The following is a 21,555-nucleotide window of genomic DNA, read 5'->3' as shown; positions in this document are numbered from 1 at the left end:
AAACTTAGCTTCCGAGGACTCATGGCGATCATCTCTGCGACTCCCAAGCTGCGCGTGACGACAAGTTTCGGCGTTGCGCGGCTCTACATCGAAAATCCCGCCAAGCGTAACGCGTTCGACTTCGAGATGTGGCGCGCGCTGCCGTCGCTGTTGCGCGCCGTCGACGCTGCGGAGGACGCGCGCGTTCTCGTCATCAGCGGCGCGCCGGGCCTGCCGTTCTGTTCGGGCGCCGACATCAGCGAATTCTCCACCCTGCGCGCGACAAGCGAAGGCGGCCGCGCCTATGAGGACTCGAACGTCGAGGCGTTCGACGCCATCTCGAATCTCTCCAAGCCGACGATCGCCGCCGTGTCGGGGTTCTGCATGGGCGGCGGATTCGGAATCGCCGCGGCCTGCGACCTGCGCATCGCGGATGGTGAAGCGCTTTTTTCGATTCCGGCGGCGAAGCTCGGGGTCGGCTATCCGCCGGCGGCGATGTCTTATGTCGTCGCCGCGCTCGGCCCGCAACTGGCGTTCGATCTCTTCTACACGGCGCGACGCCTCACCGCGACCGAAGCCAAGGAGCGCGGCTTCGTCAGCCGTGTGTTCGCGACGGAGAGTTTCGAAGGCGCCGCGCATGCGCTCGCGGAGAACATCGCCGCTGGCGCGCCTCTAACGTTGCGCGCCGCCAAGGCGGCGATCCGCGCCGCCGCGCGCCTGCCCGGCGCGCTGTCGCATGAACAATGCGAAGCGCTGACCAGCGCCTGTTTCGACAGCGACGACTATATGGAGGGCCGCGCCGCTTTCCTCGAGAAGCGCGCGCCAAAATTTTCGGGGCGGTGACGGGATTTGATCGCGTAAGCTGATACCTGCGAGGACGGCGAAATGACTCTACCGTGCGCTCCACCCCTTTTTGGCTAAATTATGGGTCGGGACATGATTAGCGACGCTGAAAGGCGAGTGTACAAATTTGTGATGAACATTGCAGCCATTCTGGCGACGATGCCGCTTGTTGTATTATTTCTTCTCATCGGACTCAGGGAAGTTTTGCCGCCGCGTGACGACGGCGAAGATGTCACTGAGCGGATACTGTCCGCGCCTCGTCAAAATCAGGTCTTGAATCTGAACCAGCTGTTTTCTGCGGACACGATCTGCGTTGTTCCGCCGGAGGCCAATGTCAGCGAATATATTCGGCGGGCGCTGCCTGAAAAGCAGATCTCAGTTCCGGGCGACGATGACGATTATAACAGCAATGCAGCGCGCTGGCGCATTGTCGCGAGCTGGGACAGCACGCCGCTCGTGAACGTTTTCGACGTATGGTCAACGACGACCTCAAAGAGAAAGCGCCCTTTAGAGCTATCGGCTAAAGACAGCGATGCGCCGGGCGCTATCTGTTCAAGGCGGCTACTATTGAAGATAGAAACAATAAGCGGAGAAGTAACAGCGGCCGTGCAGTAACCGCGGCGCGCCGCGATCAGCGCGGCCCCGACGGGCGTCATTAATCGGCGCTCGCCTCCACCTCGAGGCTCTCTAGAATCTCGCTGGGTTTTCGCGCCAACAGGTCGAGCGCGTTCACGCCGTTTGGCGCGGCGAAACGCAGATGCAGGCGCTTCGGCTTCTCGATATAGGCGGACGCCGCTTCGGCGAGGCGGTTGGCGTTGGCGCCATTGCCGCCGAGCGTCGTGATCGCCGCCGCGACGGCTTTGGCGTAATCGGCGCGCGCCTTTTCGACGGAGATGTTTTGCTCCTTGGCTTCGAGCGCGAGCAGGCGGTCAAGAAGTCCGTCGCCGTCCAGCGTCAGATCGACCGACTTGATCGAGGCGGTGAGCATGGCGGCGCGCGCAATCACGGGCGAGCGGGAGAAGGCCGCGCGCGACACATTGCCGAACAGCGCGGAGAGCCGCGCCGCGCCCATGTTCTCGCCGTTGACGGCGACGGGCGCCAGCGCCGCTTCCGAGGTCTTCTCGCGCCATTCTCCGGCGGCGGCGCCTGAGAGCGACAATTCGCGATAGCCGAGCGCCAGAAAATGCGCGGTCGTTTGCATCTCGCCGCGCGCGGCGAGATCGACGACGAATCTGTCGACGCCGCCCGAGAATTTCGTCGGCGTCGTTTCGAGAAAATTCTCGAATGTCGCATGCGCATGTTCGACGCTGAATTTGATCCGAGAGGTTTCGCTGGTCTTCGGATCGGGCAGATCGGCGGCGAGGCCGCTCATGTCCATGCGCGCGAGCTTCGGATAGGCGCGGCCTTGCAACAGTGGCGCGAACTGCGCGTCGTTGAGCGCGAAGCGCTTCAGTGACAGCTTGCCGCCATCCGACGCCGCAAGCGAAAAATCGTCGAAGAACATTTCGCCGGCGCCGCCGCCCGCCACTTTGCGCATGCCTGCATGCGCGATCTTCGCTGAGAACGGCTGCCCTTGGGCCTCGCCCGCGCCGTTTGCGGCGACGTCGTCGACCTCGATCGACGCGGCCTCGAAGGATTGAAGCGCGTCGAGCAAATCGCCCATCAGCGCGGGATCGTCGGGCCTCGCCGGATCGAGCTTTTTGAATCGCGCCACAAGCTCGCCGGGGGGAGCCTTCAGCGCGCGTCCGCGCACGCCCTGGATCCGCAAGCGGCCCGTGGTGAAGACGATATTGGCGCGCGCGTCTTCAAGGCGCGACGATTCGACGATTTCTTCTTCGACCAGAGGCTTGAATGGCGCGTCGGCCTCGCTGCGCGCCGAGAGCGCAAAACGGGCGAGCTCCGCGAGGTCGAGCCCCTTCGCGACCGAGGCGCCCCAGGAAATGCGCTGCACGCCTTGCGCGGCTTCGATCGTTTCCTCGCCGCCGTCGCCGCGAACCGTCGCGGCGCGTCCCGAAACCACATTCTCGAAAAGCAGCTTGCGATAGGCGGCGCGTTCGACCCGCGCGTCGTCGCGGCTTTCGCTCGACATGGACGGCACGAGGATGCGCCGCGCCGAAACGCGCGCGAGCCGCGCCGCGACATTCGCATCGCCGCTCAGGAACAGTTTCGCCAGTTCGGTGGGCGGCAGACTCGCGCCTTCGATTTCGATGCGAGGAATGCGATAGGTCGTGCGCCCCAGCGTGATGACGACATTGTCGAATGTCAGCGGCTTGTCGCCGGCGCCGAGCGACGGCGCGGAGAACGCCGCGAATGAAAGCGACATCGCGACGCGGGCGGCGAGGGATTTGCGCATCAGGCGAGACCTTGGGAGCGGGGACGTCGGGGAGCTTGCACGGTGCGCCGCTCAGGGTAAAGAGGCGCGTAGTTTCGCCGCAGCCGGCCGTGGGCGAGACGGGAGTGGCGGCGCGTCGGCGCCATGATAGAGAGGCTCCATGCGTCGACTCCTTCTCCTGCGCCATGGCAAGGCCGACCGGCATTCGGCCGGCGGCGACCGCGAGCGTCCGCTCACCCGTCGCGGCATGGAGGATGCGCGCCGCATGGGCGACTATCTGCGCGACGCCGACATCGTGCCGGGACTGGCCGTCGCTTCGAATGCGCGTCGCGCCCGGCAGACGCTCGATCAGGTGCTGGCGGCGTTTCCGGGCCATGTCACGCATCTGATTGAGAATACGATTTATCTCGCGACGGTCGACCATCTGCTGGAAATCCTGCGCCAGACGCCCGACAGGGTCGCGACGCTGCTCGCCGTCGGCCATAATCCGGGGTTTGCCGAGCTCGCCTGCTGGCTGGCCGGCTCGGGCGAGGCGGATGACCTGTCGCTGATGCGCGCTAAGTTTCCAACGGCGGCGCTTGCGATGCTCGACTTCGATGCCGATCATTGGTCGGAGGTGCGCGGGGGCGGCGCCCGCCTTGCGCGCTTCGTCACGCCGGGCATTCTACGCGGCGAGGCGACGGAAGACCCCGACTAGCCGAGTCCGCAACGCACAAGGCGGCCATGCTGATCGAAGCGCTCCTGACGATGCTGGCCGTAGCTGCACCCGAAAAGGCGCCCGCCGCCGTCGTCGCGCCCGCGTCGATCTTCGCGGCGACGCCGAGCCCCGCCTATCAGCCTGACACGCGCGCCGTGGACAATTGGCGCGTCGAAAGCGCGCTCTCGCTGGAGATGGCGCCGCTCGCCGCGCTGCGCCGGGCGTTCGGCGCCGAAGCCGGCGAGCCGGCGCGATGCGTCAAGCTCAACAATTACTGGTGCATCAAGAGCGCCGGCTGGAACGGCGAGATCGCCGCCGATTCCGACGGCCATGTCGCTTTTGCCTCGGCGGAGGAGGGCGCCGCGGTCGCCGCTCTGCTGCTGCGCCGCTATTACGTCGATTATGGCAGGCGCACCGCCCGCGCCATCATCGAGCGCTGGGCGCCGGCGCAATGTTCGCTCGTCGCCGCGCCCGCGCCCCCGCCGGCAGCCGCCGGCCGATCGCCGTCGCGCGCCGGCGCGTCGCGCGCCGGCGCGTCGCGCGCGGCCCCGCGCCGCGCGGCGCAGGCGGGACTGGCGCCGCGCGGCATACACAACACGTTGCGCGCGCGCTGGCTGGCGGCGCATGGACGGGGCGGGGTCAACCGCAAGACCGCGCGGCGGCCGTTCGCCAAGCCGGCGGACCTGATTCCCGCGCCTTCGATCATGGCCGGCGTGTCGGAGCTTCCCGCGCGGCGCGAGAAGCTCGCCGAACTGATCCGACCCTTGCCGCAGACGACGATCGCCGACCTGCCGCCGATGCCGACGCCGCGCTTTCCGACAGGCGTTTCGAGCTGCGGCGGGGAGTTGGCGCGGATCGGCAATTACGCGGCCAGCGTGGCGCGGGGCGTCGTCGGCGGGCCGAGCGAGGATCTGGCCTTGTTCGCCCCCGACGGACTCCCGACCGAAAATCTGGCCAAGGTGATGGCCAATATGGCGGCGGTCGAGATCGGGCCGGCGCGGCCGCGCGAGGCGCTGATTCGAACGGCCGTCGCGCAGTTGCGCCAGTTGCTCGCGGCGCGCGCGAAGCCGGACGCCGCCACGGCGGCGGCGCCCGCGCCGCCCGCGCAAGCCGGACGCTGAAGCGCCTAGGAACGCGCCATCAGCTCGAGCGCCAGTCCGTAAACTTTCGTGCGCGCCGGTTCGGGCAGCGTTTTCAGGACCTCGAAATAGGTCTGTCCGGCGTCGCACATGCGCGCGTCCTCGAGCGGCGGATTTGGCATTTTGCCGTCGAGCAGCGCATCAATCTCGACCTTGTTCAGGCCCCGCGCGGCGAGCGCTTCCTCCAGCAGGCGGAAGTCCGCCTCGGTCGGCGCGTCGCGCTCGATCTTCTTCGCCTGTCCGCTGACGATCGCCTCCAGTCCGGCGAGCGCCATGTCCGAGACGATCGGGCGGCGCGAGGCCGCGAATCGCTGGAAGTCGAGGTTGGTCGCGCCGTAGAGGAAGGCGACGCACATGCGCTTGTCCTCGCGCGCCACCGCCTGCAGCACCTGCAGCTGCTTCTCGAAGACGCGGGCGATGGGCTCAGGCTCGGCTTTCGCCGCCAGAGCGCCATGCGAGGTTCGGATCCGGCGCACCGTCTCCGAGAGGTAATAGTCGACGCTCTGCTCCTGATTGGTCTCGGCGAGACGGGCGGCGAAGTCGTTTAGCGCCGCCTCGTAATCGTCCGTGAAGGTCTCGCGCAGCCGCGCGAAATAGCGCGCATAGTCCGGCGTCGAGGCGATCAGGGCTTCGATCTGCTGGCGCGCGCTTCCCTTGTCGGGGCTCGCGCTGGCCTGCGCCGGCGCGCTTGCGGTTGCGTCTGCGCCGGTGTCCGCCAACTGCGGCGCCGGGTTGAGCGCCAGCCACGTCAGGCCGATGCCGGCCCCGATCGCGACGAGCGCCGCAGCCAACAGCGCCAGAATTTTCTCCAGATACATCGCCAGCCTTTGCGTCACCAAGCGAAAGCGCGAAGCTTAAAGCATTGCGCTTGAGGGCGGAAGCAGGCGCGGCTCATGCGCCGTTCAACAGCCGATGCAGCCGCGCGGTCTCGGCCCGATGGGCGACGAGCAGGCTGATATGCCGGTCGAAATCATAGCTCCAATGGCCGCTGCGGGCGCGTTCGGCCCGCATCGCGCGCTCGATTTCCCTGAGCGCCGCGCGGGCGGCGTCGGGCGATTCGGCTGCGATCATCTCGGGCGAGAGGCGATGGAAGCGCGCCAGCGCGCTGGCGCGGTCATAGCCGCTGAGGCCGGCGGCGAGCGCGGCGTCGAGCGCCCCCCCGGCGGCCGTCGAGAAGCGGGCGGGGCGCGCGTCGGCGGGCGTGGAAGTTTCTCTGTGCGTCATGGGTCACCCTCCATGACGCTAAGAATGCCCTCCCCTAAACGGATGAGGATAAGCATTTTATTCCTTGAATAGGATTATTTTCCAGCTTACGGTTGATCTTTGCTTGCTGGAGAGTTCGATGCCCGTTGATCCAATGCTTATTCCGGGGCTGAGCGCCGCCGCGCGGGGCGCGCGCTTCGCCGATCTCGTTTCGTCCCGCCGCTCTCGCCCCTCGGTCGCCCGCGCCCGCCAGCTGGCGGTCTATCTCCACCATGTCGCGCTCGGCGCGAGCCTCTCGGCCTGCGCGCGGACCTTCGCGCGCGATCGCGCCACCGTCCGCCACGCCTGCGCGACGATCGAAGATTTGCGGGACGATCCGCGTTTCGACGCCGCCGCGCGCCGACTCGAATCGGCGCTTGTCGCGCAGCGCGACATGGTCTGCGCGCTTCTCGCCCAAGGAAATGTCGCCCAGGGGAGCGCGCGATGACGAAAAACGCAGGACGCTCAGCGAAAGTCGACGGCGGCCGCGTCATGCGCCGGCTGCTGCAGGCGCTCGGCGATCCGGGCGCGCGCGGCGCGCTTAGCGCGCTTGAGCCGTCGACGCTCGTCGTCGTCGCCGCGCGCAACGGCGTCACCATCGTGCGGGCGCGGCTGCCCGCCGCCGCCGGCGACGCCGCGATCGCCGAAGGTCTCGCGCAATGGGCGGGCGAAGGCGGCGAGCGCCGGCTGGCGCTCACCGACGCCGGCCGCGCCCATCTTCGCCGGCTGTCCACGCCTGAGGCCGATCAGGCGGAGCCTTTTCGCGCCCAGCATGCGGCCTATGCGCTGCGCCAGCTGGAAAAGGGGGCGCGGCCCGCGCTGGTCAATGAAGCGGAAAGCCCGCTCGCCTGGCTCGCGCGGCGAAAGGACCGGGAAGGGCGGCCGTTTCTCGACGCGGCGCAGCTCGAAGCCGGCGAGCGCTTCCGCCGCGACGTCGAACAGGCGCAACTGCTGCAGCGCGTGACCGCGAATTGGGACGCCTCGATCAACGCCGCGCGCCGGGGCGCCGACGCCGGCGCGGCGGTCTCCGAACTGGCGATCGACGCGCGCCGGCGGCTCGCCCGCGCCTTCGAGGCGGTCGGGCCGGAAATGGTCGGCCTGCTCATCGACGTCTGCGGCTATCTCAAGGGATTGGAGATCGTCGAAGGCGAACGCGGCTGGCCGCCGCGCGCGGCGAAAGTCGTGCTCAGAATCGCGCTCGATCGATTGGCGCGCCATTACGGGCTTGCGGTCGAAGCGCGCGGCCGCGCGCGCGCCGACGCGCTGCTGCACTGGGGCGCCGAGGACTATCGGCCGAACATCTGAGCCCAGTCCCGTCATGGCCGGGCTTGTCCCGGCCATCCACGGATATCCAAACGAGCCATCGTGAACGCCCGGCTCAGGCCGGGCATGACCCGGCAGAGTTTGCGCGTTACGCCGCCATGGCGTCGCGCGCTTCCTTCTTGATGCGCTCGACCATCGAGCGCAGGCCGTTGGCGCGCTGCGGCGTCAGATGTTCGGCGAGGCCCAACTCCTTGAACAGCGGCTGCGCGTCGGCGTCGACGATCTCCTGCGCCGGCCGTCCCGAATAGAGCGCCAGCACCAGCGCGACGAGGCCGCGCACGATATGCGCGTCGCTGTCGCCGCGAAACGACAGCGCCATGCGTCCGTCGGCGTCGCGCGCGCGGTTGGTTTCGAGCCACACCTGGCTGGCGCAGCCGCGGACCTTGTTGGCGTCCGTGTAGGCGTCTTTGGGCAGCGGCTCGAGCGTGCGGCCGAGCTCGATGAGATAGCGGTAGCGGTCCTCCCACTCGTCGAGCAGTTCGAAATTGCCCTTGATCTCGTCGATTTGCATGTTGACCCGCATCCTTCCGGCGATGGCGCATCCTACCCCAAGTCGGCCGTCGGGCGCGCCCTTTCCTTGCCCAGAGCGACGCCTTACATGTCATCGCGATGTTCGTTTGGCGCGCCGCGCCCTTCCATGGAGCAATATATGAGCGCAATTGCCCGCTGGCGCGCCGTCGCCGCCGCGATTCTCCTTTCCATGGGCCTCTCGGGCTGTGGCTACAACACGATTCCGACGCTCGAAGAGAACGCTAAGGCCAGATGGTCGGAAGTGCAGTCTCAGTATCAGCGCCGCGCCGATCTCATCCCCAATCTGGTCGAGACCGTGAAGGGCTACGCCAAGCAGGAAAAGGACGTGCTGACCGCCGTGGTCGAAGCGCGCGCCAAGGCGACGTCGGTCAAGGTCGACGCGGGCTCGCTCACCGATCCTGAGAAGATGAAGCAGTTCCAGGAGGCGCAGAATCAGCTCACCGGCGCGCTCGGCCGGCTGATCGCGGTCAGCGAAGCCTATCCCGATCTGAAATCGAACCAGAACTTCCTCGCCCTGCAGTCGCAGCTGGAAGGGACCGAGAATCGGATCAATGTCGCGCGGCGCGACTACATCGAGGCGGTGCGGGAATTCAACACTTCGCTGCGCACCTTCCCGACGCTGCTGTGGGCGAAGACCTTCTTCTCCGGAACGAAGCCGATGGCGGAATTTGCGGCGGCCGACGCGGCGCAGTCGCCGCCGCAAGTGAAGTTCTAGGGATGGACGCCGACGCGCCGAGCGAAGACCCGAGCGCGCTTTCGGCGAAGGCGCATGCGATGTGGGCGCATATGCGCCGCGAAGCCGAGGCGGCGCTGCGCCTCGACTCCTCGCTGACGCCGCTGATGCTCGGCGCGATCCTCGACCGCGCGTCGCTTGAGGAGGCGGTGGTCCATCGGATCGCCGCCCGGCTCGGCGCCTCGGCGATGGACGCCGAGACCATCGCCGACGCGTTCCTTCAGGCGGTTCACGAGGATGCGTCGATCGCCACGGCCTTCCGCGCCGATCTCGCCGCTTATGTCGAGCGCGATCCCGCCTGCGGGCGGATGATCGAACCGCTGCTCTATTTCAAGGGATTTCACGCGATCCAGTCGGCCCGGCTCGCCCATGCGCTGTGGCGCGCGCGGCGTCACGATTTCGCCTATTACATCCAGAGCCGCGCCTCCGACGCGCTCGCCGCCGACATTCATCCGGCGGCGCGCTTCGGCAAGGGACTGTTTCTCGATCACGGCACGGGCTTCGTCGTCGGCGAGACGGCGGTCGTCGACGACGACGTCTCGATCCTGCACAGCGTGACGCTCGGCGGCACCGGCAAGGCGGCCGGCGACCGCCATCCGAAGGTCAGGCGTGGCGTGATGATCGGCGCAGGCGCCAAAATCCTCGGCAATATCGAGATCGGCGCCTGTTCGCGCATCGCGGCCGGTTCGGTGGTGTTGAAGTCGGTTCCGCCCCATTCGATCGTCGCGGGCGTTCCCGCGAAAATCGTCGGCGTCGAGAGCCGCAAGGAGCCGGCGCGCGACATGGACCAGATCCTGCGCGGCCTCGCCTATGATTCCTTCGATTACGTGATCTGAGCCGGGCGCCCCGCGCCGCTGGGGCCGCGCGGCGATTGAGGCTTGCGCAGGCCCGCGCTTCTCCTGCTATGTGTCGCCCTGAATGGTCGGCGCCGCACCGAGGCGGGCGCCGGCGTCGCCGGCCGCGGCAGGGGGAGCGATGCTCGAGATAGCGGTCCAGATGGACCCGTTGGAACGCATTAATTTTGCAGGCGATTCAACCTTTGCGCTGATGCTCGAAGCAAAACGCAGAGGGCATCGCCTGTGGTTCTACACGCCGGATCAGCTGTCGCTCGAAGGCGAAAGCCTGACCGCGCGCGCCCATCGCATCGACGTCTTCGACGATCCGTCCCGCTATTACGCGCTCGGCGAGGCGACTGACCTGGATCTTCACGCCATGGACGTCGTGCTGCTGCGTCAGGACCCGCCGTTCGATCTCGCCTATATCACCTCCACGCATTTTCTGGAGCGGCTTGCGCCGAAGACTCTCGTCGTCAACGACCCCGCGCATGTGCGCAACGCGCCTGAAAAAATCTTCGTGATGGAATTCGCCGATCTGATGCCGCCGACGCTGATCACGCGCGACCGTGCGGCGATCGAGCGCTTTCGCGCCAGACATGGCGATATCGTCATGAAGCCGCTCTACGGCCATGGCGGCGCCGCGGTGTTCAGGGTGGCGCCGCGCGACGCGAATTTTGGTTCGCTGTTCGACATGTTTGCGACGACGTTCCGCGAACCGTGGGTCGTGCAGCGTTTTCTGCCGGAGATCGTGAAGGGCGACAAGCGCATCCTGCTCATTGACGGCGAGGCGATGGGGGCGCTGAACCGCATTCCCGCCGATGACGACATCCGGTCCAATCTGGTGCGCGGCGGGGCGCCTGCGGCGTCCGAACTCGACGGGCGGGAGCGGGCGATCTGCGCCCGACTGGGGCCGGAGCTGAAGCGCCGCGGACTGGTGTTCGTCGGCATCGACGTGATTGACGGCTGGCTCACCGAGATCAATGTAACGTCGCCAACCGGGCTGCGCGCGTTGAGGCGCGTCGGCGGCCCGGATCTCGCGCCGCCGCTGTTCGACGCCATCGAGAGACGTCTGGGCGCGCTGCGGGCGTCGGGCCGATCGCCGGAATATACGCAATGAACGACGTCGCGCCGATGAGCGTTTTCGCCGGCCTCGATCCTGACAAGCAGTTCCGCGGGCTGCGCGAGGCGCTTGCGCCCCCGATTGCGGCGATCTGCAAGAAGGAGCGCGGCCATGCGCGGCGCGCGGCGATCGTCGAATTGTTCCGCGCCGCTTTGGCGGAAGGACGCGAGATCGCCCGCGCGCGACTCGAGGCGCGCGGCTCCGGACTGGCCTGCGCGCGATTGCTGTCGGGTCTCGAAGACGAGCTGATCGGCGCGATCTACGACTATGTCGTCCGCTATGTTTACGTGGTCGACAACCCGACCTTCGCCGAACGGCTCGCCATCGTCGCGGTGGGCGGCTATGGGCGCGGCGCGCTCGCGCCCGGCTCCGACATCGATCTTCTGTTTCTCGTGCCCTACAAGCAGACGCCCTGGGGCGAAAGCGTCATCGAAGCGATCCTGTATATTCTCTGGGATCTGCGTCAGAAGGTCGGCCATGCGACGCGCTCGGTCGCCGAGTGCATGCGTCAGGCGCGCGCCGACATGACGATCCGGACGACGCTGCTCGAAGCGCGTTTCATCCTCGGCAATTCCGAGCTCTTCAACGAATTCCGCGACAGCTTCGATCGCGAGGTCGCGCGGTCGGACACGCGCGAATTTGTCTCCGCCAAGCTCGCCGAGCGCGACGCGCGCGTATTGCGCGCCGGCGCTTCGCGTTATCTCGTCGAACCCAATGTGAAGGAAGGCAAAGGCGGCCTGCGCGACCTGAATACGCTGTTCTGGATCGCAAAATATGTCTACCGCGTGCGCGAGGCCAAGGAACTCGTCGCCGCCGGACTGTTCACCGCGGCGGAACTCAGCCTGTTCGAGCGCTGCGAGGAGTTTCTGTGGCGCGTGCGCTGTCATCTGCATTTCGCGACGGGGCGCGCGGAGGAACGGCTCGCCTTCGACGTGCAGCCGACGATCGCGAAGCGTCTCGGCTATCATGACCGCAGCGGACTGTCGCCGGTCGAGCGCTTCATGAAGCATTATTTTCTTGTCGCCAAAGAGGTCGGCGATCTTACCGCCATCGTCTGCGCGGCGCTCGAAGAGAAGCAGGCCAAGCCGCGCGCGATTTTCGAGCGCTTCCTGCAGCCGTTTCGCCGCCGGCGCAGCCGCGCCCCGCAAGGCGATTTCATCGTCGACCACGATCGCATCAGCATCGTCGACGCCGATGTGTTCAAGCGCGATCCGGTCAACATCATCCGGCTGTTCTGGATGGCCGATCATCACGGCCTGCCGCTGCACCCGGACGCTCTGCGCGCGGTGACTCTCTCGCTGCGGCTGATCGACGCTAATTTGCGCGCGAACAAAGAGGCCAATCGGCTGTTCCTCGAAATCCTGCTCTCGCGCAACATGACGGAAATCACGCTGCGCCGGATGAACGAGACCGGCGTGCTCGGACGCTTCATTCCGGATTTCGGCAAGGTCGTCGCGATGATGCAGTTCAACATGTATCATCACTATACCGTCGACGAGCATCTGCTGCGCGCCGTCGGCGGGCTGTCCGACCTCGAAGCCGGGCGCATGCCGGAGCATCAGCAGCTCGTCGACGAAATCCTGCCGACGATCGTCAACCGCAAGGTTCTCTATCTCGGCCTGTTCCTCCACGACATCGCCAAGGGCCGGAAGGAGGACCACTCGCGCGCCGGCATGGCGGTGGCGCGCAGCCTGTGTCCGCGCCTCGGCTTCACGCCCGGCGAGACGGAGTCGGTCGCCTGGCTGGTCGAACATCATCTCACCATGTCGAGCTTCGCGCAGAGCCGCGACCTCTCCGACCGCGTCACGATCGAGAATTTCGCCGCCATCGTCCAGACGATGGAGCGGTTGAAAATGCTGTTCGTGCTCACCGTCTGCGACATCAATGCGGTGGGGCCCGGCGTGTTCGACGCCTGGAAGGCGCAGCTGCTGCGCGTGCTCTATTGGGAGACCGAGGTCGTGCTCGGCGGCGGCCATTCGGCGGTCGACCGCAAGAGTCGCGTCGCGGCGGCGAAGGCGGAACTGCGCGCGGCGCTGCCGGAGTGGAGCGACGAGGAATTCGACGCCTACGCCAAGCGCCATTATCCGGCCTACTGGCTCAAGGTCGACATTGCGCGCAAGGTCCGCCACGCGGCGTTGCTGCGACAGATGAACGGCGCCTCGGCGCCGCTCGCGACCGCGGTCGATCTCGACACGACGCGCGGCGCAATCGAGCTGACGGTCGTTGCGCCGGACAATCCGCGCCTGCTCTCGATCATCGCCGGCGGCTGCGCGGCCGGAGGCGCCAATATCGTCGACGCGCATATCTTCACGACGGCCGACGGTCTGGCGCTCGACACGATCTTCTTTTCGCGCGCCTTCGATTTTGACGAGGACGAAATGCGTCGCGCGCGGCGCATCGCCGATCTCATCGTGCGGGCGCTGCGCGGCGAGATCGTCGTGTCGGACGAACTGAAGGCGCGCGCGAAATCGATCCAGCCGACCGACGCCTTCTCGGTCGCGCCCGAGGTCGTCGTCGATAACAGCCTCTCCAACGTCTATACGGTGATCGAGGTCTCCGGACTCGACCGCGAAGGGCTGCTGTTCGAACTCACCAATGCGATCTCCAGGCTCAACCTCAACATCGCCTCGGCGCATATCGTGACATTTGGCGAACGCGCCGTCGACGCCTTCTACGTCACCGATCTGACCGGCGCGAAGATCGCCTCTCCGCAGCGGCATGCGGCGATCAAGCGTCAGCTCCTGGACGTGTTCGGCGGCCAGGGGGCGCGCGGCTCGAGAACGGCGTCCGGGGCGGCGACGACTTGATTTTGGCGGTTCGCGGGCAGATATCGAGACCTTTACGAATGACGATGGTGACAGCATGAACGATCCAACCAACGCGGATAAAAAGGCTGATGCGAACGAGGCTCCGGCGGGCGCCGAGCCTTCGTCCCTGTCGCAGCCGTCGGCGGAATCCGACATTGCGCAGCCGGAGCCGTTCACGGAGCTGGAAAATCTCTATGCCGAAAACGCAGGGCTGAAGGACAAGCTGCTGCGCGCGCTCGCCGAAGTCGAGAATGTGCGCCGTCGCGCCGAGCGCGAGGTCGCCGACGCGAAAGCCTATGGCGTCGCCAATTTCGCGCGCGAGACCTTGTCCTTCGCCGACAATCTGCAGCGCGCCCTGGAGAACGTGCCCGAGGGATCGCGCGCCGATCCGGCGGTCGCTGCGCTCGTCGAGGGCGTCGAGGTGATGGAGCGCGATTTTCTCGCCCGGCTGGCGCGCTTCGGCGTCAAGAAGATCGACGCGCAGGGCGCGCGTTTCGATCCCAATCTGCACGAAGCGCTGTTCGAGATTCCCGACGAGATGCGGCCGGCGGGCACGGTGGCCCAGGTCGTCGAGCAGGGCTACATGATCGGCGAGCGCGTCTTGCGGCCGGCGAAGGTCGGCGTTACGCGGGGCGGATCGAAGCCGGCCTGACGGGGCGGGGCGCGCATGGACGAGCGGGCGCCGGCGAAGCCTGAAGAAGCCGGGGTCGTCGCGGCGGCCGTCTATCGCGACGGCCGAAAGATCGCCGATATCGAGATCGACGCGGCGGGCGACTGGGCCAAGCGCGAAGGCTGCGTCGTCTGGATCGGTCTCCACGAGCCGTCGCAGGCGCTGCTGGAGCGCGTCGGACGCCAGTTCTCGTTGCATCAGCTGGCGATCGAAGACGCGTTGAAGGGACATCAGTTCCCCAAGCTCGAGGAATATGAAGACAGCGTCTTCATCGTCGCGCGCACCGCGCAGATGGTCGAGGGGCGCATCGCCTTCGGCGAGACCCATCTGTTTCTCGGCGTCGGCTTTGTCGTGAGCGTGCGCCACGGCGCGTCGAGCTCTTACGCCCATGTGCGCGAACGCTGCGAGCAGCGCGCGGAGCGTCTTTCGGAGGGCGAAGACTTCATCATCTACGCCATCCTCGATTTCATCGTCGACAATTACTTTCCGGTGCTCGACGCGATCAACGATCAGGTCGAGGATATCGAAGATCACGTCCTCTCGACGACGATGGGCAAGTTGGAGATCGAGCAGCTTTACAGTCTTCGGCGCGACCTTCTGCATCTGCGCAACGCCGTGACGCCGCTTTCGGACGTGTGCCGTCGGCTGGAGCGCAGCGACGTCGTCGCCATCGATCGGGAGATGCGGCCGCATTTTCGTGACGTGCGCGACCATCTGCGCCGGGTCCAGGAGCGTATCGACACGATGCGCGAGACGCTGGCGTTCGCGTTCGAATCGAGCCTGATGAACGCGCAGATGCAGCAGACCGACATTTCGCGCCGGCTCGCGGCCTGGGCGGCCATTCTCGCGGTGCCGACCGCGATCGCCGGCATCTACGGCATGAATTTCAAATACATGCCCGAACTCGACTGGGAATATGGCTATTACGTCGTTTTGACCATGACGGCGGCGATTTGCGCCTATCTCTACTATCGGTTGCGCCGCGCCGGCTGGCTTTAGGATGCCTTACGAAAGTTTCATCCCGCCGCCATTGGACGGCAAAGCGGACATCTCCATCTTTCATTTCGCAGCGACGTCGCGCTCCTCCTCCGCGTGGCGTCGCCCAGAGATGGAGATTTTCGAAAAATGCCTATCGCAATCAATCCTCGCGACCGCGCCGTGCAAGCGCCCCGCCGGGCCTCCCGTCTGGCGCTGTTGGGCGCTGCGGCCGCGTTTGCGCTGGGCGCGGCGATCGGTCCCGCGCCAGTAACGCCGGCTTACGCCGAGTCCCCGCTTTGGGGATCGGCCACGACGGCGGGACCCGCGTCCTTCGCCGACGTCGTCGAACGCGTCAAACCCGCCGTCGTCGCGATCAAAGTCAAGGCGGTCGACGACTCGCAGGGCGGCGGCATCTTCGAGATGCCGGACATGTCGCCCGACGATCCGATGTATCGCTTCTTCAAGCGCTTCGGCGAAGACCAGGGGCGTCCGCAGAAACATACGACGATGTCGCAGGGCTCCGGATTCATCATCACCCCGGACGGCTATGTCGTGACCAACAATCACGTGGTCGAACACGCCAACGAAGTTGAGGTCGCGCTCGACGACGGCCGGACGTTGCCGGCCAAGGTGATCGGCACCGACAAGCGCACCGATCTGGCGTTGCTGAAAATCAGCGACGGACAGAAGCTGCCTTATGTCGAATGGGGCTCCGCGACGCCGCGTGTCGGCGATTGGGTGATCGCCGTCGGCAATCCGTTCGGCCTTGGCGGCTCCGTCACCGCAGGCATCGTTTCGGCGCGCGGCCGCGACATCGGCGCAGGCCCTTACGACGACTTCCTGCAGATCGACGCGCCGGTCAACCGCGGCAACTCGGGCGGTCCGGCCTTCGACTCGCATGGCAATGTGATTGGCGTGAATACGGCGATCTATTCGCCGTCGGGCGGTTCGATCGGCATCGGCTTCGCCATTCCGACCGAAGTGGCCAAGGACGTCGTCGCGGCGCTCAAGGAAAAGGGCTCTGTGTCGCGCGGCTGGATCGGCGTCAAGATTCAGAACGTCACGCCGGAAATCGCCGACAGCATGGGGTTGAAGTCCAACAAGGGCGCGCTGATCGCGCAGCCGCAGAAGGGCGCTCCGGCGGAAGAGGCGGGCCTCAAGTCCGGCGACGTGATCGTCGCGGTGAATGGCGAGAAGATCGAGACGTCGCGCGATCTGGCGCGCCGGATCGCCGCTCTCGGCCCCGGCAAGACCGTGGACATCACCTATCTGCGCTCGGGGGCCGAAAAGACCGTAAAGCTCAAACTCGGCACGCTTCCCGACGAACGCGAAGCGCGCGCCGATGACGGCGGCTTCTCCGACCACGGTCCTGAACTGTCCGGCCTCGGCCTCGAAGTCGCTCCGGCGGCCGAGGTCCGCGGCGCGGGCCGGGAAGGCCTCTTCGTCACCGATCTCGATCCTTCGGGCGTCGCCGCTCAGAAGGGCCTGCGCAAGGGCGACGTGATCGTCGAGGTTGGCGGCCAGCCGGTCGACTCCTGGGGACAATTCGCCTCCGCCTTCAAGGCGGCGAGCAATGAAGGCCGTCGGTCGGTGTTGCTGCGGGTGAAGTCTGCGGACGGCGCGAAATTCATCGCCGTGCCGGTCAAGGGCGCCAAGGGCTGAGCCCGTTTCAGGGCAAACCTGTTTAAGGAACTTCTTGCGTTGAGACCGAACAACACTGCACCCGCCCGCAGTCGGTCTCCGCAATGAAGAGCGTCGGACAGAGCCAGTCCCCTCCTGGCTCCCGATCGCGGGCAGGCTGGCGCGCTATGCGCCAGCCTGCCGTTTTTTTGCAAACTCGGCTATAATGAAACATGCGCATTCTCATCATTGAAGACGACGCCGAAGCGAGCGAATATCTGGTCAAGGCCTTTCGCGAGCAGGGCCATGTCGCCGAACAGGCCGCGGACGGACTCGCCGGCTATGGGCGGGCCAGCGAAGGCGACTACGACATTTTGATCGTCGACAGGATGCTGCCCAAGATGGACGGTCTGTCGCTGATTTCGGGATTGCGCGAGCAGGGCGTCCAGACGCCGGCGCTGATTCTTTCGGCCCTCGGCCAGGTCGACGACCGCGTCAAGGGTCTGCGCGCCGGCGGCGACGACTATCTCCCGAAGCCCTATTCCTTCTCGGAGCTGCTTGCGCGCGTCGAGGCGCTGGCGCGCCGGCGCGTCGGCCCCAAGGGCGAGGAAACCCAGTATCGCGTCGGCGATCTGGAGCTCGATCGCCTGTCGCATAAGGTGACGATCGGCGGCCAGGAAGTCGTGCTCCAGCCGCGCGAGTTTCGGCTGTTGGAATATCTGATGAAACATGCGGGCCAGGTGGTGACCCGCACCATGCTGCTCGAAAATGTCTGGGACTATCATTTCGATCCGCAGACCAACGTCATCGACGTGCATATTTCGCGCTTACGCTCCAAGATCGACAAGGGCCGCGAGAACCCGCTTCTGCATACGATCCGCGGGGCCGGGTATATGATCCGTGACGGCGCTCGGTAAGCTTTTCCGAACGACGGCGTTCAAACTGTCGATCGCCTATCTCGTGCTGTTTTCGATCGGCGCGGGACTTGTGCTCGCGCGCGTCGGCGCCCGCGTCAAGGAAGTGCTCGACGAGCAGATCGAACAGACGGTCGACGCCGAGATTCGCGCGCTCTCAGAACAATATTCGCAAGGCGGACTGCGCCAGCTCGCCAGCGCCCTGGAGCGCCGGGTGCGCGCGCCGGGCGGCTCTCTCTATCTGCTCACGAGTCACTCCGGCGACATCATCGTCGGCAACATCGAGCCGCCGAATTTCACCCCTTCCGGCGACACGCAGCTCGTCGAGACGACCTATGAGCGGCGCGGCGAACCCGGCGTGAAGCATCCGGCGTTGCTGCGGCTGTTTCTTCTTCCCGGCGGCTTCCGCCTGCTCATCGGCCACGACATCGAAGACCATGAGGTGCTCCGCGGCATCTTGCGCCGCGCGCTCGGCGTGTCGCTGTTCTGGCTCGTGCTCGTCGGCGCGCTGGGCGGTCTGTTTGTCTCCCATCGCATGCTCGAGCGCGTCGACGTGATGTCGGCGTCGGCGCGCCGCATCATGGCGGGCGACATGCATGAGCGACTCGCTGTCTCGGGCGCCGGCGACGAACTCGACCGACTGGCGGAAAATTTCAACGCCATGCTCGAGCGCATCAGCGAGTTGATGGCCGGCCTGCGCGAAGTCTCCGACAATATTGCGCATGATCTCAAAACGCCGTTGACCCGGCTGCGCAATCGCGCGGAAGCGGCGTTGCGGGGCGGCTCGAGCAACGGCGAACATCGCGAAGCGCTCGCCGCCGTGATCGAGGAGTCCGACAATCTGATCAGAGTGTTCAACGCGCTGCTGATGATCGCGCGCGCCGAGGCCGGATATTCGAGCGACAATATGGCCGGCTTTGACGCCGACGCCGTCGTGCGCGACATCGCCGAAATGTATGAGCCGGTCGCGGAAGAGCAGGGCGTGCGTCTCGAGGCGACGGCGCAGGACGGCCTCGCAATCAAGGGCAGCCGCGAACTGCTCGGCCAGGCGCTCGTCAACCTCGTCGACAATGCGCTGAAATATGGCGCGACCGGCGATGATCCATGCATCGCCATCACGGCGCAGCGCGTCGGCGATCGCGTGGAGATCGTCGTCTCCGACCGTGGCCCCGGCATTACGCCAGCCGATCGCGAGCGCGTCGTCGGGCGTTTCGTGCGGCTGGAGAATTCCCGTTCGCGGCCCGGCTCAGGACTCGGCCTGTCGCTGGCGGCGGCGGTTGCGCGGATGCATCACGGCGCGTTGCGGATCGAAGACAATGCGCCGGGATTGCGCGTCGTGCTGTCGCTGCCGGCGATGCGGATGACCGTCGGTCCGAGCGCCCGGCTGGAGCGCGCGTGAGGCGGCGCCTTCGGCGCGCCGGGCGACTTGGCGGCGCGCGTCTTCAGGGGCGTCACCGTCGCCGAGGCGGCCGGAAGCCGCATCATCACGACCGTGCCTTTTCCAAGACGTGAACGGAAGCGAAGCGCGCCGCCGTGAAGCTCGATGAGCGCCCGCGCGATGGCGAGGCCGAGCCCCGATCCCCGCATACCGTTTTCCATCACATCCGCGGATTGTTCGAAAGGCTTGCCGAGCTTGGGGATTGCGCGCGGGTCAATGCCGCGTCCTGAGTCTTCGACATATACGTCGATCGCGCCGCCGTGCGAACAGGCGCGCACCCGCACCACGCGTCTCGTCTCGCTGAACTTCAGCGCGTTGGAGAGAAAGACGCCGAGCGTCTTGACGATCGCCGCCTCGTCGCCGACGCAGCGCAGATTCTCGCGGGCGTCGACGACAAGCTCGATATTCTTGGCTTCGGCGCGGCTGCGCCAGGCGTTGATCGCTTTGCGCACCGCTTCGGCGACATTGATTTCGCGTTCCGCAAGGCGGACCAGGCCCGCTTCGAGACGCGACATGTCGAGAATGTCCGACAGCACTTCGTTGAGATAATTGCCGCCCTGCCGTATGCCGTCGCAATATTCGAGATATTTGGGCGAACCGAGCGCGCCGAACGGCTCCGCCTCCATCATTTCCGAAAAACCGATGATGGCGTTGAGCGGCGTGCGCAGCTCGTGACTCATATTGGCGAGGAATTCCGATTTCGCGATATAGGCGGCTTCCGCTTCCGCCTTCTGGTGATGATACTGCTCGGCGAGAGTGGCCAGTTGCTGGGCCTGCATTTCAAGCGTCTGTCGGGACCGCGTGAGATCGGCGACGCTCGCCGTCAGGCGGCGCTCGGATTCGCGCAGCTTCTCTTCATTGCGCTTGAGCGCGGTGATGTCCGCGCCAACCGACACATAGCCGCCGTCCTTGGTGCGGCGCTCATTGATCTGGAGCCAGCGGCCGTCGATCAGCTGCGCCTCATAGGTGCGCGCGTCGGGCGACGGCGCGTCGGGCGAAGCGATCTCGGTGCGGATGAGCGGCGCGGTCGCGCGGCTCATGATCTGGCGATAGCTCGCGCCGACGGTCGCCGCGTCAGGCCTCAGGCCATGCAGATCGAGAAATTTCGAATTGCAGGTGACGAGGCGGTTTCTCGCGTCCCACAGCACGAAAGCCTCGGAGATGGTCTCGATGGCGTCGCGCAGGCGGAGATTGGCCATCTTCGTGTATTCGGCGAGCGCGCGTTGCTCGGAAACGTCGACGGCGATGCCGACGAGATGCTTGCCGGCGTCGTGGCCTTCTTCGACGATCTGCGCGCGCGCGCGCAGCCAGATCCATTCGCCTTTGGCGCTCTTCAGCCTAAATTCGTGATCGACGCTATTCGTCCGTGAGCGCGCGACCATTTCGGGGATCGTCTGCAGGCCGCCGTCGTCGGGATGCGTCAGGCCGCGCAATTCCGCAAAGGAAAGCGAGCGCCGCTCGGGGGGCAGTCCGAGGATTTCATACATCGAGTCCGACCAATAGATCCGGCCGCTGGCGATGTCCCATTCCCAAAGGCCGCAGCGGCCGCGCGAAAGCGCGGTTTCGAGCCGACGGCGGATCAGCGTGTTGGCGCGTTCGACCTCCTGTCGGCGCCGGGTCTGTCGGAAATAGGCGAAAACGATAATGAGCAGCAGCAGCGTCGTCGAGGCGAACAGCAGCGCGTAGCGGGAGGCGATGTCGCGCCATTCGCCGAGCACATTGTCGACGGGATAGATCATCGCGACCTGGCCGAAAGGCGTGGGCAGCTTTCTGACGCTCACCAGCGCAGGAACGCCTTCCGGCAGCGTGACTCTCAACACGCCGGCGTTGTCGGCGAAATCGACGAGCGCCTGTTCGGCGCCGATCGCTTGCGACAGCGTAAGGTCCTTGGACGGGATCGGCGGAAAGGCGGCGGCGACGCGCCCGTGCTCGTCGGTGACCAGCACGCGCCGTCCGCGGGCGAGCGCCGCCTGCGGCAGGAGTTGATCGATCGGCGCGCCAAGCGGCTGTTGGGCGCCGGTCTTGATCTTGTCGCGCAGATCGAGCGACACGGCGCGCACAAAAAGTTCGAGATCGTCGACGGCCTGCTCGACCAGCCGATCCTGCATGGCGCTGGCGAGCGAGATGACGAAGGCGGCGAGAGAGGCGAGGCAGACCACGCTGGCGGCGAAGGCCAGGGGGCGCAGCCAGGCGAAATCCTTCAGCCGCTTTGCGCCGTCCTCATCGAACCGATACGCTCCCCACACCGTATGGGCGTGAGTCTTCACGCGGGCAGCGGGAGCGCGCGCCATCGATAGCCTCCGAGATGATGATGATGCGAACGCGGCTTGACGCCCGAATCACCTTCATTCGA

Annotated in this window: 20 protein-coding genes; 15 read left to right on the top strand and 5 right to left on the bottom strand. The window is 66.2% G+C overall.

Annotated elements, in window-relative coordinates:
• Positions 1–21: 21 nt before the first annotated feature.
• Together AB7F41_RS01970 and AB7F41_RS01965 are read left to right on the top strand one after the other, a co-directional pair.
• Positions 22–822, top strand: a complete 801-nt coding sequence (locus AB7F41_RS01970) for an enoyl-CoA hydratase (protein WP_428382636.1) — start codon at positions 22–24, stop codon at positions 820–822.
• 93 nt (positions 823–915) lie between these two features.
• Positions 916–1,437, top strand: a complete 522-nt coding sequence (locus tag AB7F41_RS01965) for a hypothetical protein (RefSeq protein WP_428406425.1) — start codon at positions 916–918, stop codon at positions 1,435–1,437.
• 40 nt (positions 1,438–1,477) lie between these two features.
• On the opposite strand, the gene AB7F41_RS01960 is transcribed toward AB7F41_RS01965, so the two are convergent.
• On the bottom strand, positions 1,478–3,175 hold the full coding sequence (locus tag AB7F41_RS01960; RefSeq protein ID WP_428382633.1) for a hypothetical protein: 1,698 nt from the start codon (positions 3,173–3,175) through the stop codon (positions 1,478–1,480).
• Between the two features lie 139 nt (positions 3,176–3,314).
• Between AB7F41_RS01960 and AB7F41_RS01955 the strand changes: the two genes are divergently transcribed.
• A complete protein-coding gene (locus AB7F41_RS01955; protein ID WP_428382631.1) occupies positions 3,315–3,851 on the top strand; it encodes a SixA phosphatase family protein in 537 nt (178 codons plus the stop codon).
• 26 nt (positions 3,852–3,877) lie between these two features.
• Positions 3,878–4,972: a hypothetical protein gene (locus AB7F41_RS01950; protein ID WP_428382629.1), complete on the top strand. Its 1,095-nt coding sequence runs from the start codon at positions 3,878–3,880 to the stop codon at positions 4,970–4,972.
• A gap of 5 nt (positions 4,973–4,977) precedes the next feature.
• On the opposite strand, the gene AB7F41_RS01945 is transcribed toward AB7F41_RS01950, so the two are convergent.
• Both AB7F41_RS01945 and AB7F41_RS01940 read right to left on the bottom strand, forming a co-directional pair.
• On the bottom strand, positions 4,978–5,826 hold the full coding sequence (locus tag AB7F41_RS01945) for a hypothetical protein (RefSeq protein WP_428382627.1): 849 nt from the start codon (positions 5,824–5,826) through the stop codon (positions 4,978–4,980).
• A gap of 55 nt (positions 5,827–5,881) precedes the next feature.
• Entirely contained in the window at positions 5,882–6,214 is a 333-nt protein-coding gene (locus tag AB7F41_RS01940; RefSeq protein ID WP_428382625.1) for a DUF6477 family protein, read from the bottom strand.
• A gap of 118 nt (positions 6,215–6,332) precedes the next feature.
• Here AB7F41_RS01940 and AB7F41_RS01935 point away from each other — a divergent pair, with 118 nt between their 5' ends.
• Together AB7F41_RS01935 and AB7F41_RS01930 are read left to right on the top strand one after the other, a co-directional pair.
• Entirely contained in the window at positions 6,333–6,680 is a 348-nt protein-coding gene (locus AB7F41_RS01935) for a helix-turn-helix domain-containing protein (RefSeq protein ID WP_428382623.1), read from the top strand.
• Positions 6,677–7,537 carry a DUF6456 domain-containing protein gene (locus tag AB7F41_RS01930; RefSeq protein WP_428382621.1) on the top strand — a complete coding sequence of 287 codons (861 nt, stop codon included), beginning with the start codon at positions 6,677–6,679 and terminating at the stop codon, positions 7,535–7,537. Before AB7F41_RS01935 ends, AB7F41_RS01930 begins: the two co-directional genes overlap by 4 nt.
• Before the next feature lie 106 nt (positions 7,538–7,643).
• On the opposite strand, the gene AB7F41_RS01925 is transcribed toward AB7F41_RS01930, so the two are convergent.
• Positions 7,644–8,066 carry a SufE family protein gene (locus AB7F41_RS01925; RefSeq protein WP_428382619.1) on the bottom strand — a complete coding sequence of 141 codons (423 nt, stop codon included), beginning with the start codon at positions 8,064–8,066 and terminating at the stop codon, positions 7,644–7,646.
• Positions 8,067–8,204: 138 nt separating this feature from the next.
• Between AB7F41_RS01925 and AB7F41_RS01920 the strand changes: the two genes are divergently transcribed.
• The 9 genes from AB7F41_RS01920 (at position 8,205) to AB7F41_RS01880 (ending at position 19,163) form a co-directional block, all read left to right on the top strand.
• Entirely contained in the window at positions 8,205–8,801 is a 597-nt protein-coding gene (locus AB7F41_RS01920) for a LemA family protein (RefSeq protein WP_428382617.1), read from the top strand.
• 2 nt (positions 8,802–8,803) lie between these two features.
• Entirely contained in the window at positions 8,804–9,655 is an 852-nt protein-coding gene (gene cysE, locus AB7F41_RS01915; protein ID WP_428382616.1) for a serine O-acetyltransferase, read from the top strand.
• Between the two features lie 139 nt (positions 9,656–9,794).
• Positions 9,795–10,772 (top strand): glutathione synthase, encoded by a 978-nt coding sequence (gene gshB, locus AB7F41_RS01910; protein ID WP_428406424.1) that lies wholly within the window; start codon positions 9,795–9,797, stop codon positions 10,770–10,772.
• Positions 10,769–13,582 carry a [protein-PII] uridylyltransferase gene (locus AB7F41_RS01905; RefSeq protein ID WP_428384502.1) on the top strand — a complete coding sequence of 938 codons (2,814 nt, stop codon included), beginning with the start codon at positions 10,769–10,771 and terminating at the stop codon, positions 13,580–13,582. The genes gshB and AB7F41_RS01905 overlap by 4 nt, the downstream gene beginning before the upstream one ends.
• Positions 13,583–13,637: 55 nt before the next feature.
• Complete coding sequence (gene grpE / locus AB7F41_RS01900; RefSeq protein ID WP_428384500.1) at positions 13,638–14,234, top strand: nucleotide exchange factor GrpE; 597 nt, start codon at positions 13,638–13,640, stop codon at positions 14,232–14,234.
• A 15-nt stretch (positions 14,235–14,249) separates the two neighbouring features.
• Entirely contained in the window at positions 14,250–15,251 is a 1,002-nt protein-coding gene (corA, locus tag AB7F41_RS01895) for a magnesium/cobalt transporter CorA (protein ID WP_428406423.1), read from the top strand.
• Between the two features lie 126 nt (positions 15,252–15,377).
• Positions 15,378–16,892, top strand: coding sequence for a Do family serine endopeptidase (locus tag AB7F41_RS01890; protein WP_428384496.1), 1,515 nt, complete (start codon positions 15,378–15,380; stop codon positions 16,890–16,892).
• A gap of 191 nt (positions 16,893–17,083) precedes the next feature.
• The gene (locus tag AB7F41_RS01885) at positions 17,084–17,767 is read left to right on the top strand and encodes a response regulator transcription factor (RefSeq protein ID WP_428384494.1); all 684 of its coding nucleotides are present in this window, start codon (positions 17,084–17,086) and stop codon (positions 17,765–17,767) included.
• Positions 17,751–19,163 (top strand): sensor histidine kinase, encoded by a 1,413-nt coding sequence (locus AB7F41_RS01880; protein ID WP_428384492.1) that lies wholly within the window; start codon positions 17,751–17,753, stop codon positions 19,161–19,163. The genes AB7F41_RS01885 and AB7F41_RS01880 overlap by 17 nt, the downstream gene beginning before the upstream one ends.
• Here AB7F41_RS01880 and AB7F41_RS01875 read toward each other — a convergent pair.
• On the bottom strand, positions 19,055–21,493 hold the full coding sequence (locus AB7F41_RS01875; protein WP_428384491.1) for a PAS domain-containing sensor histidine kinase: 2,439 nt from the start codon (positions 21,491–21,493) through the stop codon (positions 19,055–19,057). The two genes, AB7F41_RS01880 and AB7F41_RS01875, sit on opposite strands and share 109 nt — an antisense overlap.
• Between the last annotated feature and the right edge of the window lie 62 nt (positions 21,494–21,555).

This window comes from Methylocystis sp., from assembly GCF_050251305.1.
Lineage (GTDB): Bacteria > Pseudomonadota > Alphaproteobacteria > Rhizobiales > Beijerinckiaceae > Methylocystis.
The sequence above is the reverse complement of the archived record's forward strand: the minus strand, read 5'-3'. Positions and strand labels throughout refer to the sequence as shown.

What these genes read in the sequence shown, in the direction of transcription:
- AB7F41_RS01935 (WP_428382623.1), top strand. Translation starts at nt 6,333, where the DNA reads ATGCCCGTTGATCCAATGCTTATTCCGGGGCTGAGCGCCGCCGCGCGG.
- cysE (WP_428382616.1), top strand. Translation starts at nt 8,804, where the DNA reads ATGGACGCCGACGCGCCGAGCGAAGACCCGAGCGCGCTTTCGGCGAAG.
- AB7F41_RS01875 (WP_428384491.1), bottom strand. Translation starts at nt 21,493, where the DNA reads ATGGCGCGCGCTCCCGCTGCCCGCGTGAAGACTCACGCCCATACGGTG.
- corA (WP_428406423.1), top strand. Translation starts at nt 14,250, where the DNA reads ATGGACGAGCGGGCGCCGGCGAAGCCTGAAGAAGCCGGGGTCGTCGCG.
- AB7F41_RS01905 (WP_428384502.1), top strand. Translation starts at nt 10,769, where the DNA reads ATGAACGACGTCGCGCCGATGAGCGTTTTCGCCGGCCTCGATCCTGAC.
- AB7F41_RS01930 (WP_428382621.1), top strand. Translation starts at nt 6,677, where the DNA reads ATGACGAAAAACGCAGGACGCTCAGCGAAAGTCGACGGCGGCCGCGTC.
- gshB (WP_428406424.1), top strand. Translation starts at nt 9,795, where the DNA reads ATGCTCGAGATAGCGGTCCAGATGGACCCGTTGGAACGCATTAATTTT.
- grpE (WP_428384500.1), top strand. Translation starts at nt 13,638, where the DNA reads ATGAACGATCCAACCAACGCGGATAAAAAGGCTGATGCGAACGAGGCT.
- AB7F41_RS01890 (WP_428384496.1), top strand. Translation starts at nt 15,378, where the DNA reads ATGCCTATCGCAATCAATCCTCGCGACCGCGCCGTGCAAGCGCCCCGC.
- AB7F41_RS01950 (WP_428382629.1), top strand. Translation starts at nt 3,878, where the DNA reads ATGCTGATCGAAGCGCTCCTGACGATGCTGGCCGTAGCTGCACCCGAA.
- AB7F41_RS01940 (WP_428382625.1), bottom strand. Translation starts at nt 6,214, where the DNA reads ATGACGCACAGAGAAACTTCCACGCCCGCCGACGCGCGCCCCGCCCGC.
- AB7F41_RS01965 (WP_428406425.1), top strand. Translation starts at nt 916, where the DNA reads ATGATTAGCGACGCTGAAAGGCGAGTGTACAAATTTGTGATGAACATT.
- AB7F41_RS01955 (WP_428382631.1), top strand. Translation starts at nt 3,315, where the DNA reads ATGCGTCGACTCCTTCTCCTGCGCCATGGCAAGGCCGACCGGCATTCG.
- AB7F41_RS01920 (WP_428382617.1), top strand. Translation starts at nt 8,205, where the DNA reads ATGAGCGCAATTGCCCGCTGGCGCGCCGTCGCCGCCGCGATTCTCCTT.
- AB7F41_RS01885 (WP_428384494.1), top strand. Translation starts at nt 17,084, where the DNA reads ATGCGCATTCTCATCATTGAAGACGACGCCGAAGCGAGCGAATATCTG.
- AB7F41_RS01925 (WP_428382619.1), bottom strand. Translation starts at nt 8,066, where the DNA reads ATGCAAATCGACGAGATCAAGGGCAATTTCGAACTGCTCGACGAGTGG.
- AB7F41_RS01970 (WP_428382636.1), top strand. Translation starts at nt 22, where the DNA reads ATGGCGATCATCTCTGCGACTCCCAAGCTGCGCGTGACGACAAGTTTC.
- AB7F41_RS01960 (WP_428382633.1), bottom strand. Translation starts at nt 3,175, where the DNA reads ATGCGCAAATCCCTCGCCGCCCGCGTCGCGATGTCGCTTTCATTCGCG.